This window comes from Marivita lacus (genome assembly GCF_014637725.1).
Lineage (GTDB): Bacteria > Pseudomonadota > Alphaproteobacteria > Rhodobacterales > Rhodobacteraceae > Marivita > Marivita lacus.
Genome location: NZ_BMFC01000001.1, coordinates 309,163 through 325,287, shown reverse-complemented (window position 1 = coordinate 325,287; position 16,125 = coordinate 309,163). Strand labels below are relative to the sequence as shown.

The window sequence follows — 16,125 nt, the reverse complement described above, 5'->3', positions numbered from 1 at the left end:
CCCGTTGAAGAATTCGGTGGGTGCCGACCGTAGCCAACACGCCGCTGTTGACGTGCATATAGGCAGCGCGTCCCGAGTCTGCAAGGACTTTCGTAAACCGCCCTTGGACCGAGGCAAAGCCCGCCGCAGCGACCCCGCCTCAGTAATCCCGTTCAAAGAAAATCCCGAGCGACGAATTGCCGGTATTGTCGACGCTGCCCCTCGCGGTGATGTCCGATGTCACGTCAAGGTTCAGGTTGATCTCGGCCCGTCCACCGCTTTCGACCACCACGTCGGAATAGACATTCTCCGAGATGTACTTGCCCGCCCGCACCGCAGTGCCGCCGTCTTCGGTCTGGGAAACGTCCAGATCGTCCAGCCCGAAGCTGTCCCGGAGATTGGACAAAAGCCCGATTCCGCTGCGTCCCGCCAATGCCGCCACTGCGCTTGCCAGTTCCAGCGCCTGCAGCGCGGACAGGCTCGACAGGTCGCGCCCGAACAACAGCTGCGCCAGAACCTCGTCTTCCGGCAGCTGCGGGCTTGATGAGAAAGAAATCTCTGGGGACGACGCCGGCCCTTCCAGGATGACCCGCACTGTAAGCGCGTTCGCCTCGGTCACCGCCACGAAGCGCAGCACCGGAGTGAAACTCCCGCTCAACTGGATGCGCCCCTCGCTCAACCTGAACCGCTGGTTCAGGACATCCAGCCGCCCGCGCACCAGTTCGAACCCGCCCTGCGGAATGATGTCCGAAGTCGGCCCGGTCAGCCGCAATTGCCCCGCCAGTTCCGCATCAAGCCCGCGACCACGCACGAACACCTGTCCCGGCGCGGTCAGTGTCAGGTCGAGCCGCGTGCTCGACGGCCCGCGCGCCTCCTCGACGGTGGTATCCTGCGGGTCTTTGATCCCCGCACGGTCCAGCGTCCGCATCACCGGACGCGTTGCCCCGAGGTGCTCGATCGGCGGAATGGTCCCCAGCGCGGTCACGCCCGTGGACGGCACCTGAATCTCGGTCTCGTTCAACCGCAGATCACCGCTCACCAGCAGGTCGCGCCCGATCGGCCCGTTCAGGGCCACGGTGCCATCGACACTCGCGTCATACAGGTCGGGGTCACGCACACCGAACCGGTTCAACGTCGCGGTCAGCGCGGCATCGAAGGTGCTCAGACCCAACCGCCCGTTCACATCCACCGATCCGCCGTGATTGCCCTGCGCCGACAGCCCAAGCTGCGCGGCGCCGTTCACCAGCTGGATCTGCCCGGTGATCGGCGACAGAACGATCCCAAGCGTCGGCGCGCTGAACTCCGCACCCTGCGGCGTGATCGTCCCCGACACACTCGACAGCGCCAGCGGACCCGACACCCGCAGATCCAAAGCGGCTTGCCCGTTCAACCGACGCGGCGCGATGAACACGTTGGCCAGCCCCAGGGGCGCGGCCCCGTCGATGCTCAGATTGGCGGTGCCGCCATTGGCGACCCGTCCGTCCACGGCAAGCGTCGTGCCGCCCGGTCCCTGCACATCGACATCCACGGCATAGCCATCCGCCTGTTGTCCCACGGTGCCATCCACCACAAGCGCGCCCTGGAAATCCGGCGCGATCAGCCCGACATTCGCCAGCCGGGCGTCGATCTGAAGATTGCTCAGCGGCCCAGTGACCTGCGCGCTGATCTCGGGATTCTGCACATCCGCCGACACCCGCGCCAGCGCACCATCCTGCCCGGACGCACCGACCTCGAACCGCGTCACCCCGGCCAGAAGCCGGTCCACCGTCGCGTTGCCGATTCCCAGACCGGCTCCCTGGCCACGCGCGGTCACGTCGAAGTCGCCACCGTCCTCGTAGGTGCCGGTCACATCGATCGTCGCCCGCCCGCGCAGGGTCTGCCCGGCCAGTCCCGACAGCGGCGCAAGGCTCTCGGCCACCAGCGACAGCGCGAACCGCGCATCCGGTGCGCTCAGCGTTTCGGTCACCATCGCGGATCCGGTCACGTCGATCGCCCCGGTCTCGAGCCGCAGCGACTGCACCGTCAGCCGTTCATTCTCCTGCACCCAGTCGAAAGAGGCCGTCGCAGTCGGGTTGGTGCCCACCGCCTGCGTCACCCGCGCATCGCTCAGCCGCAGCGCCGATGCCGCCACGCGCAGATCGCCGCCCACCGACACAAGCCCACCGCTGTCAGATTGCGCGATGTCACCATTGCCCGACAAGGCCAGCGTCGTGGCCGATCCCTGCGGCGCATCAAGCTCGCGCACCGTTACATCCGCCTGCCACGCGCCGCTCGGCCCACCGGTCGCCGTCACCTCCACCGTCCCGGTGTCCAGCGTCATCCCACCACCGAAAGGCAGGCGCACGGGCTCATCGCCGTTCGATACATCCGCCGTCAGGTCGAGAGTGCGCAGCGTCGTGCCCGACAGCGCCACCGACCCGTTCAGCCTTGCCGCGCCCTCGGCTTCACCGGGATAGACCCGCTCCAACTCGCTCAGAACACCCTCGAACTGCAGTGACGTATCCTCGCTCGTGATCGTCCCCGACGCTTCCATATTTGCAGCCGGGGTCACCACCCGCGCCGACCGGAGCGTCGTTCCCGTCTCGTCGCGCCGCACATCGATCCGTGCCGACCCGACGCCCGCCAAGAGCCGGTCCGCCACGTCCTGTTCCACCGCCAGATCAAGCGTCGTACCATCGACAACAAGGTCGATCATGCCCGAAACCGGGGCCACCATGCCGTCGACCTGCACGTCAACGCGACCGTCCAGCGGGCGCCCCGCCAGCGCCGAAAACCGCGTGATGTCCTCGGCCAAAAACCGCAGGTTCACCGCCAGAGGCATGGTGTCCTCGGCGGTCCATGTCGCGTCGCCGCTCAGCCCGTAATCCGCGCCATTCGCCTCAAGCCCGGTCACCCGGATCGGCTGCCCGCTCCGGTAATCGACCCGCGCCGCGCCCGACAACGCGGTGCCCACCGCCTCGGCCAAGGCCGGATCGGTCAACGCCAGCGCGTCGGCCGCCCATGTCAGGTCCAGTTCGAACTGCCCGTCCTGCTGCGCAAAACTTTGCTGGTCGATCTGCCCGCGTCCGGTGATCGTCACGGTCTCGAGCGTGGCCGCGGGGCTGTCCAGCCCTTGAAGCCGGGCATCGAATGTCAGATCCCCGTTCAGCGCCGCATCGAAGGTAAGAGTATCGACCCGCGTGTCACCGCCCCCGAAAGGCAGCACGACCGGACCGCCCTCGGGGTTCACGATCTCCCCCTCGGCGTTCAAGGCCTCCAGCCAGCCGGTCTCGGACACCACCGCACTCCCGCTCAGCGACAGGGTGTTCGCGGTCAACGAAAATTGCGGCAGTTCCGTCCGGCCGTTTGCATCGCGCACAACCCGCGCCTGCAAGCCAATATCGGTGCCGAAAAACTCCCGCGCCTCGGATGTCAAAAGCGGCGACGGATCGCCCGCGATATCAACCCGCACGTCGAAACCGCTGGTTCCTTCGGGGGCAAGGATGTCCACCGTCCCGGTGATGCGCGGCGTGCCATCTGTCGCCAGCGCGATCTCTGCGGTGAAATCATCCACCGGGCCTTCGCCCTGAACGGTCAACGCCACCGATGGCGCGCCGGGAATGCCCAGCAGTCTCGCCGCCAGCCCGCCCTCGGCCTCCTGCGCGTCCAGATCGACCGCCAATTGACGCGAGGACGGGTCATAGCTGGCCGCCAGCGCAATTTGCGCCTCCTGACCGTCGATGCGCTCAAGATTGAACTGGATATCCGCGCCGCCGCTCTCCAGCGATGCAGCCCCGGTGACGGAAAACTCGGCCTCTTCGCCCAGCAACGGCGCGCCGAGCTGCACCGATTGCACCGCGATCTCATCGATCCGGATCGACACCGGCAGCTCGGGAATGGTGAACGGCGTCGCCTCCGCGCTCGGCACCTCCGGCCCCGCATCGGGAGCGCGCGCCACGACAACCCGCTCTGCTGTGAACGCGGTCACATCGACCACGCCACGCAACAGCGCCGCGCGGTTCCAGTCCAGCACCACGTTTTCCGCCCGGAACCATTCGCCCGCATCGTCCGAAATCGCGATCAGCTCGATCGACGCCTGGCTCGACAACGCGCCTTGAAATCCCCGGATCCGCACATCGCGGCCCGCGCCGGACAGGGCATCCTGCAACAGCCCGGCCAGATAGCCGGGGTCTTCGTCGCGGTCCTGTGCAAAGCCGACCAGCGGCCAGAACAGAAAGACAAGAAGGGTCGCGATAAAGCGCATATCAGAAAGCCTGGCCAATGCCGATGTAGATTTCATAATTCCGGCCGGCATCATCGCCGGTCACCGGGGTGGCGATATCGACCCGAATGGGTCCGATCCCGGTATTGTAGCGCAGCCCGAAGCCCGCGCCCGCGTGCCAGTCGCGGTCACCGCCAAAGCCGCTGTCCTCGGTGATCATGCCCGCATCGTAGAACCCGACCAGCCCGATATTGTCCCGCACCGTGGCGCGCAATTCGGCAGACACCCCGGCAAAACTCTGCCCGCCGGTAAAGTCGCCATTGGGCAGCGTCACGCCCAGCGATTGATAGGGCACACCGCGCACCGATCCGCCACCGCCGGAATAGAACAGGTAATCGGGCACCGTCTCGCCAAGGCTCGGCCCCCAGACCGACCCGATCTGCGCACGCCCCGCGAGCACGAACCTGTCCTCTGCGCCAAGCCCGACATAGCCCCGCGCATCCGACGTGAACCGCAGCCCGCTTTCGGTGTCGTCAAGACCAAGGAACGGCGTGCCCGTCGCGGACAGGTAATAGCCGCCCGTGGGGTTCAGCGTGTTGTTGCGCGTGTCATAAATTGCGCCAAATTCCGCGGTGAGCAGTTGGAACTCGCGCGCGCCAAACGCGTCTTCGGTGTCGATATACCGGTATCCCAGCCCGAAACTCCCGGTCAGCTGATCGGAAAACCGCTGTGTCAGCCCTGCGGCGATATTCGCCTGATTGCTGGTGAACCCCGGCTCGTTCAGCCGCTCGATCCCGGCGGTCAGGAAAAAATCCGTATCCGGTGTAAAGGTCGCAGGCCTTCCGTAGGTCAGCCGCAGCGCATAATCCATCTCGTCGGAATCGGTGCCGATCCCGGACACCTCGCCCTCGACCCGCAACCGCTCCGCACCCTGGAACAGGTTGCGATGTAGCCAGAACGCGCTCAGCTTGCCGCCCTCCTGCGTCGAGACTTCCGCGCCAAAGCCAAAGCGGCGCGGCTTCTGCTCTGCCACCTGCACATCGAGGTCCAGCGTTCCATCGGCATTGGGCGTCTCGGCCTCCGACACCGCAACCGACCCGAACACGCCGGTCTGGCGCAACCGCCGTTCGGCATCCGCGATCTCCTGCGGATCGAACACCTCGCCCTGTGGCAGCCCGGCAATCTCGCGAATGCGCGTCCGGCGCACGCGATCATTGCCTGAAACGCCAATCTCGCCAAACCGCAACCGCGGCCCCGGCTCAAGGCGCAACCGGACGTTCAGCGCACGCTCGGGGTGATCCGCGATGATCTCCTGTTCGGCCAGCCGTGCCTTGGCATTGCCGACATTGCGCCACCCCGTGACCCCGGCCGTCACCGCGTTTCGGATCGGGGCCGTGCCTGCGCGTTCACCGGTCTGGAACTCTGGCGGGATCTCGGTTCCTTCGGCCAGCGGCGCGATCTCGGCGCGACCGAACTGGAACCTCGGGCCGGGATCGACCTCGATCAGGATCGTGTTGATCGACGCGGGCGCCTCGAACGGCGAAATCTCCGCCGCCTCGCGCCCATCGACCTTGATCGACACCACCGGAGAAAACCGCCCGCCGCCATAAAGTGCGGCCACGATACGCTCGTAATCGGCCTGCGCCGCGGCGATCAGCGCCTGCGGCGTCGTCTCCTCGGCATCGGCCAGCGCATAGAGCGACATCGCGTCTTTCAACTCGCTCCGCAAGTCGTCGCTGCCGCCTGACACGTTGAGGTCCAGGTTTTGAGCCGCTCCGATCCCTGGAACGCCCATCAAGGCCGCGCACAAGATCGTGCGTGTCAGACGGTTCATATACTCTAAACCTCGTGTTTTTGCCGATTCCAGCCTAACAGCGCAATGACTCTCGGTGCAAACGGGTTCCGCCGTGTCTGCATCACTTTTCAAATAAGATAGCCGTGAATCTCAAAAAGCACGCATGGCGTGGGGTCACCATGCGTGCCAGGTGCAGGGACAAAGGACCAAAGCCCCCGCAAGTCCGGCGCGTCAGTGGCGCGCCAGTGTATATCCGCGATGCCGCAGGCAGGGCAGGGCATAGGCTTTCGCTTCCCCGCGCCGGGTCTGCACGATCATGCGGCAGGCCTTGGGCAATGACCGCGTGCTGATATTGCTGCGCTCGAGACAGCGGCTCATGACAACCCGCTCCACCCGGCCGCCCTCGATCCGACGCACGCAGTCGGCGGGCAGAACGTCACCGTGGCGTGGCCGTCCCTCGCGCGGCACCACCTTGGGGATTGGCCGTTCATAGGTCGGAACCGGCTTCGTGACATACCCGAACCTGTCGTCGGGCGTGTAATGCCGCACCTCCTTGTCCGGGCGATCCCTGTCGCGGGAATTCTGGATCGCCTTGCCGATGATGAAGACCGTCGCGGCCCCCGCCAGAAGCTTTGCGATGTCTTCTTCAGACGCCGCGCGGGCGGGCATGGCCGAAAAGGCGGCAATGGTGGTGGATACGGCCAGAACGGCTGCGATGAATGTGCGTGACATGGTTCGGGTTCCTTTCCCTTTCGGTTAAGCCTTGTGGCGCAGTCGGGGGCAGGGCGGTCTGGCCAGCTGCCTGTGACACCATCTCGAACCGGGCTGCGGGGTCAGGCAATATCGCCGCTGCGCTATCGGATAACCGCATCGCCGATATTGAATTTCGCGGGGCTTGGCCGCAGGGTGGCTACATGAAACACGCGCTTCCCTTTCTGCTCCTCGCCGCGCTCTGCCTACCCGCCGCCGCACAGGCCGCGTGTTATGCGGATTACAAGGCGAAACAGGATGCACCGCTCCGTCTGCACTATGGTGTGGCCGAGATTTCAGACCCCTGCACACCTGCCTCGGCGCAACAGCAGCTGCAAAGCCGGCTTGCACAGTCGGGCTGGACATTGCTCAATGTGGTTTCGGTCTTCGACGAAACAGGGCTAGCCGAAAGGAAAGACAGTGCCGGACCCAACTTCCTCCGTTACTGACACGCGCCGGTCCGCAACCCGCCTCGTGGTCCTCGGCATCAGCGGGATCGTCGCGTTGCTGGTTCTGGCGGGCGTGTTCCTTGTCCTGACCCTGCCCGATGCCAACGCGTTCAACGCGCGGGTCGAAAGGATCTTCATGGAGAACGACAACCTGACCTCGCAGGCCGAGGTCAAGCTGCTCGAGATCCTCGCGCAATCGGGCACCGCCTTTTCCGACACGCTCGCCGGGTACCGGACCACCATCTTCGTGCTGCTGGTCTTCGCCACCGCGATGCTGATCGCGGCGCTGGTGTTCCTCGTGATGCTGGTCCTTCTGAACCGCCGCATGGCGCAGATCGAACGCTCGGGCATCCAGGTCAATTCCCTGATCGTCAGCCGCGAGGAAAACACCGTCTACCTCAACACGATGGGATTCAAGCTGACCGAAGCGATGATCGAAACCATCTCGATCCTCGCCGAGGCGCGTCTCGACGACGAATTGCTGTCCGGTGCCCAGATCGAAGCGATCATCTCGGGCCGCTCGGAATCCGATTGCGACGAGGCCGCCGGTGCCACCCGCATCAAGCGTCTGCGCGACGGCTTGGGCAACCAGTTGGTCAGCGAACTGCTGATCAAGAACATCGCCCGCCGCGGCTACATGCTGGCCATCGACAAATCGGTGATCGAGGTGCTTTGACGCCTCGTGTCCGGTGGGGTGAAGTTACCCCGGCTGACGTTCCATCCCGAATGCGTTTCCGTACGATAGCGCCGTACGAACCGGACGGTTGATCTAGTCCGCACGCACGCGCACCCGGCGAGAGGGTCAGAACCACTGCATGTTGCGGTTCCACCGGATTTTACCCATACTGAACCGTACAAGACACTCCCGCCAACCGTACAAAACGCGGATTTCAGCCCGTGTAAACCAGCCGATCCGTGATTTCGCCGTGCAATCCTGCGCCCGCACCGACAACACCTGCCGTCTGCGGCAGTTGATTGTTGAACCGCAGCGGATCGCCATGCCGGTCCGTCACCGTCGCACCTGCTTCGGACAGGATCAGCGCACCCGCCGCGATGTCCCATTCCCAGCTTGGCCGGAACGTCAACATCGCATCATAGCGCCCTTGTGCCACCAGGCACAGGCGATAGGCCAGCGAGGGACGATGCGACCGGGCGAATTGCGGCACGTCATCGCGCCAGTGGATCTGGTCCATGTTCGGCTTGGTGGCCAGAACGCGGGCAGCATGAATATCACTGATATCAGAAACACTTAGCCGTTCTCCGTTGCAGAACGCACCCTGCGTCCTGTCAGCGGAATAGAGCAAATCCATTTCCGGAAGGTAAACGACGCCCTGCACGACAACCCCGTTTTCGGCAATCGACAGCGAATGCGCCCAGGTCGTTTCCCCGGCAATGAAACTGCGGGTCCCGTCGATCGGATCAATGATGAACACCCGATCGCGGTCGAGCCGATCCGGCGTGTCGCGGGTCTCTTCGCTGAGCCAGCCATAATCCGGGCGCGCCGCCCTCAAGGTCTCGTGCAAGGCCCGGTCCACCGCCAAATCGGCTTGCGTCACCGGTCCGGCATCATCGGGTTTATGCTGAATTTCCAATCCCTTGGCCTTGTGAAACCGGGCAATCTCGCCCGCGTTTCGTGCCGCGTCGATCAGAAGGTCAAGATCACTCTCCGGCAAGCGTCAGCCCTTCCACCAGCAGCGACGGCACCACCCGGCTCAGCCACGGGCGCGCATCATTGGCTGGCGTGATTTTCTTGAGCATTTCAATGAGGTTACCCGCAATCGTCACGCCACTGACCGGGTAGGCCACCTGGCCGTTCTCAACCCAGAACCCCGCAGCGCCCCGCGAATAATCGCCATTGTTCGGGTTGATGGTCGATCCGATCATCGAGGTCACGACCAGACCCGTTCCCATGTCAGCGATCAGTCCTGCGCGGTCTGTAGCCCCTTGAGAAAGGGCAACATTTGACACGCTGGGCGACGGCCCGCCGGTTGTCCCCCGCGATGCACCGCCGGTTGGATCAAGCCCCAGCTTGCGCGCGGTGGCCAGATCCAGCGTCCAGCCCGTCAGCACGCCATCTCTGACGATGTCCCGTTTCTGCGTCGCCAACCCTTCGGCATCAAAGGGGCGCGAGCCGCCAACGCGCGGGCGGTGTGGGTCTTCGGTCAGGCTAAGCCCTTGAGGCAGAACCTGTTTTCCCAGAAGGTCCAATGCCCAGGATGACCGCCGCGCAATCGCGGCGCCATTGATCGCCATCAGCAAATGCCCGATCAGCGACGAAGAAATCCGCTCATCGAACAGCACCGGATAGGCACCCGTCTTGGGCTTGCGCGGGTTCATCCGCTCCAGCGTGCGTTCCCCGGCAGTGCGCCCGATGTCCTGAGCCGTGCGCAGATCCGCTTGGAAAATCCGTTGGTCGCCATCGTAATCGCGCTCCATCCCGGTGCCTGTTCCGGCAATCGCCACGCAGGACACGGACCGTGAAGAGCGTTGATATCCCCCGGAAAATCCATTGCTTGCAGCAAGATGGATCTCTTGCGACCCATACCCGGCCGAGGAGGCCGAGACCTGGGTGATCCCCGCAACCTCCAAGGCCGCGCTTTCAGCGTCACGCGCATCCTGCTCCAGTTCCGCAGGCGTCGGCTCTGGCGTCGGGTCGTAAAGCTCGAGCCAGTCCGACGCCCGGTTCTCGGTCAGCTGATCCGGATCGGCCAATCCCACGTAAGGGTCTTCCGGTGCCTCGCGCGCCATCGCGACCGCACGCTCTGCCATGATCGCAAGGCTGTCTGCCCGCACATCCGAGGACGATACGTTCGCGACCCGTTGCCCGACAAAGACGCGCAAGCCGATGTCCGTGGCTTCGGACCGTTCGGCCTGTTCCAGAGTGCCATTGCGCACGTCGATCGAGATCGAATTGCCCCGCACCGCCAGCACATCCGCAGCATCGGCCCCGGCGTCCCTGGCACGCTGCAAAAGGCGGTGCGTCAGGTCATCAAGCGTGTCTGTCATGGGGCCTCCGGTGCCAGGATACGTGCCGCTGACAGGTAGAGCGGTGCGTGCACCACCGCAACCCTGCTAGCGATCAAGCGGTTCGACCACACCCACGATCGGCCCCATCCACCGCCCGAAATCCGAGCGGCCCAGCTGCGGCACATGCAGGCGCGACACGCTGCCATCAAAGAACAACGCCTGTGGCAGCCCCAGATCATCGCGAAAGATGCGCCCGAATTCGTGGAACGTAACCGCTTGATCGGAAATGACAAACACCACGCGCGAACCGTCTTCTGACGTGCCGACCCCGTTGCGGACATAGCGCGACGTGCTGTCGGCAAGGAACCTTGGGTGCAAATCACCGTCGATCACCAGCATTGGCCCGGATTGAGTCGCATGGCGGCACTCGGGCGGCGTGGCGGCATAGGTCAGCGTTTCGATCACATCGGCGCGGTTTTCACGGATGCAGAAGACGCCATTGGGCAGCAGTCCGAAATTGCCCGGCCCGGCATTGGGGATCACACGCATGATCTCTTGGCCGTCTTCTATGTAGAGGCCCACCGGTGCGCGGTCGTCGTGATACATGCCCGCGTTCATTGCGAAGGCCAGAACTTTGTTTTCGTCTTGCAAGGTGTTGTCTATCGAGGAGAACTGTCCGAATTTCTCGCCCGAGGGCGCATCAAGGAACAATCGCAGCACATCGGTGCGCGGATCGACCTCGCAGGCGGTATAGGCCAGCCCGTCGAAACTGCGTTCGGTGCAGGTCACTTCTGACTGTGCCGCGGTGCCGGAGATAACCAGCCCCAACGCGGTCAGCGCGGTTCTAGTCTTCGATATCACGGCGCACATCGTCCTGCTCGAACATGCGGCGGGTGTCGTCCATGCGGTCGAACGTGTCGTCCAGCTTGAACCGCAGGTCCGGCGAGAACTTCAGGGTCATGTTCTTGGCAACGAGGCGGCGCAGTTCGCCCCGATTGCGGTTGAGCAAATCGAGGACATCCTCCTGCCCCTTGCCGCCCAGCGGCACGACGAAGGCGGTGGCCATCCGCAGATCGGGTGACACGCGCACTTCGCCCACGGTGATGGAGTAGCGGTTCAGGTCAGGATCGTGAACATCTCCACGCGCCAGCACATCGGACAGCGTCCGGCGGACCAATTCACCCACGCGCAGCTGTCGCTGGCTGGGTCCGTCAAAGCTTTGGGATCGGTTTTTTGCCATATCCGGCACATAAGCGGTCTGGCGGGCTTTGCCAAGCCAGTGGCCAGCCGCTATGCAGGCGAAAATCCACGGGTGGAGTAAAGTCATGAGCGAAGAGATCGGGGTCGTCGTCACCGGAGTGTCCGGGCGGATGGGGCAGATGCTGGTGACCGAGATTGCCAAACACCCAAGGATGTATCTTGCCGGTGCGGTCGAGCGCGACGGCCATGACTGGGTGGGCAAGGATGTCGGCACCGCGATGGGTGGCGCGTCCAACGGTGTGATCGTGGCCGATGATCCGCTGGATTGCTTTGCCCGCGCGCAGGCGGTGATAGACTTTACCGCTCCTGCTGCGACCGTGGCCTTTGCCGAATTGGCGGCACAGGCGCGCGCCGTACATGTGATCGGCACCACCGGACTGTCTGACGATGACCTGACCAAGATCAAGGCTGCGGCCCGCCATGCCGTTGTGGTGCGTGCAGGCAACATGAGTCTCGGGGTCAACCTGCTGACCGTGCTGACCCGCAAGGTCGCGGCGGCGCTGGATGCCGATTACGACATCGAGGTGATCGAATATCACCACAACAAGAAGGTGGACGCGCCCTCTGGCACTGCCCTGATGCTGGGCGAAGCGGCTGCCGAAGGGCGCGGCGTCGATCTGCGCGACGTTTCGGACCGGGGGCGTGATGGCCTGACCGGTGCCCGCACACGGGGCGACATCGGCTTCAGCGCCATTCGCGGTGGCGATATCGTCGGTGAACATGACGTGCTGTTCGCCGCTGAAGGCGAACGCATCATCCTGCGCCATATCGCCAGCGACCGTGCGCTTTTTGCCCGAGGTGCACTCAAGGCTGCACTTTGGGGACAGGACAAGGCACCGGGCGAATATGACATGCTGGATGTTCTGGGCCTATCCGACGGCTGATCGCATCGCATTGCCCGGGAACAACTTGATCCGATCCAGCATTCCAAACGTATGCCAAATAAAGCCATTTGTTCGGAGGTTCCCATGTTCAAGCGCATTTCAGCACTTTTTGCCACCGCTACCCTGCTTTTGCCGCATGTTGCTGCGGCAGAGTTGAAGCGGGTCGAGAACAAATCCGAATTCGTATCGCTGGTTCAGGGCAAGACCTTGTCTCGCCCTCTGGTGCGGTTGAACGTCACTGTCGATGGCAAGATCACCGGGCGCGGAGCGACGTGGGACATCACCGGGTCATGGGATTGGCAAAACGGTTATTTCTGCCGTGACCTGAACTGGGGCGGCGACGATCTTGGGTACAATTGCCAAGCCGTTCTGGCCGATGGTGCCGATGTTCGCTTCATCGCAGATCAGGGCGCAGGGGACGTGGCCGATTTCCGGTTGCGCTGACGCTCAGAAGTCGATCGCCAGACCGCCCTTTTCCCAATCGCCGTAGCGGACGGGCTCAGGCCCGTCGCGTCCGCCCAGTTCTTTCGGAAGCGGCTTTTCGGCTGCAGCCTTCTTGCGGCGTTCCTCGGCTTCGGCCAGGGCACGTAGGGCGGCGGGTGGCAGGTCTTTTGATGTCTCGGAACTCATCGCGGTCTTCCATATCGTTCCCTTCTGATATACGTGCCTGCCGGTCCGGGACAACCCCGGCCCGCAATCAGGAGTGCCTTTTGCCCGCACCCGCATCACCCCGACTTGTCGCGCTGGACGGTCTCAGCCAGATCATCGGCGAAGGCCGCATGCTGTCGGAGATCACCAGCGATCCCGTCTGGCAGGACCTGACACCCGCCGAACGCGCCACGGCGCAACGGCTCATCACCGAAACCCTGCGGTATCTTGGTCGCGCCGATCATTTGCTGACGCCGCATCTGCAACGCCAACCGCCCTTGCGCGTGATGAACCTGCTTCGCATGGCGACGGTCGAGTTGAACACGGGTGGTGCTGCGCATGGCGTGGTGAACGAGGCGGTGAAACTTGCGGGCCGGAACAAGAAGACCGCACCGATGAAGGGTCTGGTCAACGCCGTGCTGCGCCGTGTGACCGAGCAGGAACCCGAGGCATGGGCCGACGCGCCCGACACCCTTTTGCCGAAATGGCTGCGTCCCAAGCTTGCAAAGGCCTGGAGCAAACCTGTCGTGGCGCAGATCGAACGCGCTCATGCCGTTCCGCCACCGGTTGATCTTTCGGTCAAATCCGATGCCGCAGGCTGGGCGGAAAAGCTGGAGGGCACGCTTCTGCCGACCGGTTCCGTGCGTCTGTCCGCGCGCGGGCAGCTTTCGGCGCTGCCGGGGTTCGAGACCGGCGATTGGTGGGTACAGGACGCCGCAGCAGCGCTGCCGGTGCAGCTTTTGGGCGATGTGGCGGGCAAGCGCGTGCTCGACATCTGCGCTGCCCCCGGCGGCAAGACGATGCAGCTTGCGGCAAAGGGTGCGGATGTCACCGCGCTCGATATCTCAGAGGCGCGCATGGTGCGCCTGACGGAGAACCTGACCCGCACCGGGCTGCCAGCGGCAACCGTGGTGGCGGATGCGCTGACCTATGATGACGGTCTCTTCGATGCCGTCCTGCTGGATGCGCCCTGTTCGGCTACGGGCACGATCCGGCGGCATCCCGATCTGCCTTACATCAAGTCACAGACCGGAATTGACGACCTTGTGAACCTTCAGCGCGCGATGCTGACCCGTGCGGTTCAGCACCTCAAACCGCACGGAACCCTGGTCTATTGCACCTGCAGCCTGCTGCGCGAGGAAGGTGAGGACCAGATCAAGTGGCTGCTGTCGCAGACCGACGCTGTTGAAGTGCAAAAGCCAGTTGCGCCGGGCCTTGATCCCGACTGGATCAGCCCCGAAGGCGGCGTGCGGCTGCGGCCAGACTACTGGGCCGACAGCGGCGGGATGGACGGGTTTTATATGGCCGTGTTGCAGCGCAAGGCCGATCCGGCGCCGGAATGACATTTGAACCGTGACTTGGCGCTCTCTGAAGGTTATAACGGCACGATAAGAATGCTTGCGAAAACGCAAGATAGAGGCCGAGCTGATGTTCCGACTGGACGCCGCAAAGCGGGCGCAGACCCGGATTTTGAACCGTGTTCACGCACGACTGTCAGCGCGTGCCAAGCCCGCAACCGCCTTTGTTGGACAGCCTGAACCGAGAACCGTCGGATCCTATGCGCGCGGGCGTCAATTGACGGCAGGCAATCTGCTGTTCGCCGGGCACCTGGTCGAAGCGCCTGACGCGATCTTGTGGGACATCACGCCACCGGACGACGTGTTTCTTGATGAAATCCACGGGTTTGTCTGGCTGGACGACATGGCCAGTGTCGGTGATGCGGCCACCCGCAAGACCGCGCAGCGCTGGCTGTTCGCATGGATCAAACGCTACGGCAACGGATCTGGTCCTGGCTGGACGCCTGAACTGGCAGGACGGCGGGTCATCCGGTGGCTGCATCACGCGTTTTTCCTGCTGGGGGGCTGTTCGTCGGAAGACTCGCGCGCCTTTTTTCGCTCGATTGCCCAGCAGACGATTTTCCTGAACCGCCGCTGGCACAGTTCACCCCCCGGTCTGCCCCGCTTCGAGGCGCTGACCGGGCTCATCTCGGCGGGGTTGTCGCTGCAGGGAATGGAGTCGCAGGCCGATCCCGCGATCAGGGCACTTGGGCAGGAATGCGCGCGTCAGATCAACGAGGCAGGCGGCATCCCGACGCGCAACCCCGAGGAATTGCTCGAGGTGTGCACGCTTTTGATCTGGGCGCGCGATGCGCTCGAGGAAACCGCGCGGACGCCTGATCCGGCGCATCTTCAGGCGATTGCACGGATCGTGCCGACCTTGCGGGCGCTGCGTCATGCCGATGGTGGGCTGGCGCGGTTTCACGGGGGCGGGCGCGGCGTGGAAGGGCGGTTGGACACGGTGCTGGCGTCTGCGAACACCAAGGTGCAGCCGGCCAAGGGGCTGGCCATGGGATATGCCCGGCTGTCTGCCGGACGTACCACAATGGTGATCGACGCGGCCGCACCGCCGGGCGGGCCGGCGAGTTTCAATGCCCATGCCTCGACGCTGGCGCTTGAGCTGACCTCGGGGCGGCGTCCGCTGATCGTCAATTGCGGATCGGGCGCGACCTTTGGCGAGGACTGGCGCCGCGCCGGGCGGGCGACGCCGTCACATTCGACGCTGTGCCTTGACGGGTTTTCCAGTTCACGGCTTGGAAAAACATCCCAGATGGGTCCGATCAAACGCGAATTGCTGGATGACATTCCCAGGAACGTCCCCGTCGAAATGTCCCGCGCCATGGACGGCGTGCGGTTTGAAGGCGGGCATGACGGCTATGTCGGAACACATGGCCTAACCCATGCCCGCATTCTGGAAATGACCTTTGACGGGCGTGGTGTGGTCGGAGAGGACCTTCTGATCGCTTTGAATGCTCCTGCCAAGGCGCGGTTTGATCAGAAAATCGAGGACAGCCGACTTGCCGGCGTCCCGTTCGAAATCCGCTTTCACCTGCACCCGGAGGTCGACACCGCCATCGACATGAACGGCACGGCTGTCAGCATGGCGTTGCGGAGCGGAGAAATCTGGGTCTTCCGCTTTGATGGTCCGTGTGACCTTGCGCTGGAGCCGTCGGTTTACCTTGAAAAAGGCCGGCTTCGGCCACGCGCGACGAAACAGATCGTTTTATCTGCCCGCGCAATGGAGTATGCGACCCGCGTTCGCTGGTCGTTGGCCAAGGCGCAGGAAACCGCAATCGCGGTGCGCGATCTTGTTCAGGACGATGCGACGTTGCTGAACTGAATATCGGGATCCCCA

General features: G+C 64.0%; 14 protein-coding genes. 6 read left to right on the top strand and 8 right to left on the bottom strand.

The window, feature by feature from the left end:
• Positions 1–139: 139 nt before the first annotated feature.
• The 3 genes from IEV82_RS01690 to IEV82_RS01680 all read right to left on the bottom strand — a co-directional run bounded on the left by IEV82_RS01690 (position 140) and on the right by IEV82_RS01680 (position 6,707).
• Positions 140–4,222 (bottom strand): translocation/assembly module TamB domain-containing protein, encoded by a 4,083-nt coding sequence (locus IEV82_RS01690; protein ID WP_188480215.1) that lies wholly within the window; start codon positions 4,220–4,222, stop codon positions 140–142.
• 1 nt (position 4,223) lies between these two features.
• Complete coding sequence (locus IEV82_RS01685; protein WP_188480214.1) at positions 4,224–6,014, bottom strand: autotransporter assembly complex protein TamA; 1,791 nt, start codon at positions 6,012–6,014, stop codon at positions 4,224–4,226.
• Between the two features lie 192 nt (positions 6,015–6,206).
• Positions 6,207–6,707 carry a hypothetical protein gene (locus IEV82_RS01680; RefSeq protein ID WP_188480213.1) on the bottom strand — a complete coding sequence of 167 codons (501 nt, stop codon included), beginning with the start codon at positions 6,705–6,707 and terminating at the stop codon, positions 6,207–6,209.
• Between the two features lie 182 nt (positions 6,708–6,889).
• Between IEV82_RS01680 and IEV82_RS01675 the strand changes: the two genes are divergently transcribed.
• Positions 6,890–7,174, top strand: a complete 285-nt coding sequence (locus tag IEV82_RS01675) for a hypothetical protein (protein WP_188480212.1) — start codon at positions 6,890–6,892, stop codon at positions 7,172–7,174.
• Positions 7,146–7,850: a winged helix-turn-helix domain-containing protein gene (locus IEV82_RS01670; protein ID WP_188480211.1), complete on the top strand. Its 705-nt coding sequence runs from the start codon at positions 7,146–7,148 to the stop codon at positions 7,848–7,850. Before IEV82_RS01675 ends, IEV82_RS01670 begins: the two co-directional genes overlap by 29 nt.
• 214 nt (positions 7,851–8,064) lie before the next feature.
• On the opposite strand, the gene IEV82_RS01665 is transcribed toward IEV82_RS01670, so the two are convergent.
• The 4 genes from IEV82_RS01665 to rbfA form a co-directional block, all read right to left on the bottom strand.
• Positions 8,065–8,847, bottom strand: a complete 783-nt coding sequence (locus IEV82_RS01665; RefSeq protein ID WP_188480210.1) for a 3'(2'),5'-bisphosphate nucleotidase CysQ — start codon at positions 8,845–8,847, stop codon at positions 8,065–8,067.
• Positions 8,834–10,180, bottom strand: coding sequence for a TldD/PmbA family protein (locus IEV82_RS01660; protein ID WP_188480209.1), 1,347 nt, complete (start codon positions 10,178–10,180; stop codon positions 8,834–8,836). Before IEV82_RS01660 ends, IEV82_RS01665 begins: the two co-directional genes overlap by 14 nt.
• A 66-nt stretch (positions 10,181–10,246) precedes the next feature.
• Entirely contained in the window at positions 10,247–11,002 is a 756-nt protein-coding gene (locus tag IEV82_RS01655) for a phosphodiester glycosidase family protein (protein WP_373285156.1), read from the bottom strand.
• A complete protein-coding gene (gene rbfA / locus IEV82_RS01650) occupies positions 10,986–11,381 on the bottom strand; it encodes a 30S ribosome-binding factor RbfA (RefSeq protein WP_188480207.1) in 396 nt (131 codons plus the stop codon). The genes IEV82_RS01655 and rbfA overlap by 17 nt, the downstream gene beginning before the upstream one ends.
• Before the next feature lie 85 nt (positions 11,382–11,466).
• Between rbfA and dapB the strand changes: the two genes are divergently transcribed.
• Positions 11,467–12,285 carry a 4-hydroxy-tetrahydrodipicolinate reductase gene (dapB, locus tag IEV82_RS01645; protein WP_188480206.1) on the top strand — a complete coding sequence of 273 codons (819 nt, stop codon included), beginning with the start codon at positions 11,467–11,469 and terminating at the stop codon, positions 12,283–12,285.
• Positions 12,286–12,369: 84 nt separating this feature from the next.
• Positions 12,370–12,729 (top strand): dihydrodipicolinate reductase, encoded by a 360-nt coding sequence (locus tag IEV82_RS01640; protein ID WP_188480205.1) that lies wholly within the window; start codon positions 12,370–12,372, stop codon positions 12,727–12,729.
• A gap of 3 nt (positions 12,730–12,732) precedes the next feature.
• Here the strand turns inward: IEV82_RS01640 and IEV82_RS01635 are convergent, their stop codons facing one another.
• On the bottom strand, positions 12,733–12,915 hold the full coding sequence (locus IEV82_RS01635; protein WP_188480204.1) for a DUF1674 domain-containing protein: 183 nt from the start codon (positions 12,913–12,915) through the stop codon (positions 12,733–12,735).
• 80 nt (positions 12,916–12,995) lie between these two features.
• On the opposite strand from IEV82_RS01635, the gene IEV82_RS01630 reads away from it, so the two are divergent.
• Positions 12,996–14,276 (top strand): RsmB/NOP family class I SAM-dependent RNA methyltransferase, encoded by a 1,281-nt coding sequence (locus IEV82_RS01630; RefSeq protein WP_229747631.1) that lies wholly within the window; start codon positions 12,996–12,998, stop codon positions 14,274–14,276.
• 85 nt (positions 14,277–14,361) lie between these two features.
• Positions 14,362–16,110, top strand: a complete 1,749-nt coding sequence (locus IEV82_RS01625; protein ID WP_188480202.1) for a heparinase II/III family protein — start codon at positions 14,362–14,364, stop codon at positions 16,108–16,110.
• The last annotated feature ends 15 nt before the right edge of the window (positions 16,111–16,125 follow it).

Excerpts from the sequence above, each read along its gene's own strand:
- IEV82_RS01625 (WP_188480202.1), top strand. The coding sequence starts at position 14,362 with ATGTTCCGACTGGACGCCGCAAAGCGGGCGCAGACCCGGATTTTGAAC.
- IEV82_RS01660 (WP_188480209.1), bottom strand. The coding sequence starts at position 10,180 with ATGACAGACACGCTTGATGACCTGACGCACCGCCTTTTGCAGCGTGCC.
- IEV82_RS01690 (WP_188480215.1), bottom strand. The coding sequence starts at position 4,222 with ATGCGCTTTATCGCGACCCTTCTTGTCTTTCTGTTCTGGCCGCTGGTC.
- IEV82_RS01640 (WP_188480205.1), top strand. The coding sequence starts at position 12,370 with ATGTTCAAGCGCATTTCAGCACTTTTTGCCACCGCTACCCTGCTTTTG.
- IEV82_RS01635 (WP_188480204.1), bottom strand. The coding sequence starts at position 12,915 with ATGAGTTCCGAGACATCAAAAGACCTGCCACCCGCCGCCCTACGTGCC.
- dapB (WP_188480206.1), top strand. The coding sequence starts at position 11,467 with ATGAGCGAAGAGATCGGGGTCGTCGTCACCGGAGTGTCCGGGCGGATG.
- IEV82_RS01675 (WP_188480212.1), top strand. The coding sequence starts at position 6,890 with ATGAAACACGCGCTTCCCTTTCTGCTCCTCGCCGCGCTCTGCCTACCC.
- IEV82_RS01685 (WP_188480214.1), bottom strand. The coding sequence starts at position 6,014 with ATGAACCGTCTGACACGCACGATCTTGTGCGCGGCCTTGATGGGCGTT.
- IEV82_RS01680 (WP_188480213.1), bottom strand. The coding sequence starts at position 6,707 with ATGTCACGCACATTCATCGCAGCCGTTCTGGCCGTATCCACCACCATT.
- rbfA (WP_188480207.1), bottom strand. The coding sequence starts at position 11,381 with ATGGCAAAAAACCGATCCCAAAGCTTTGACGGACCCAGCCAGCGACAG.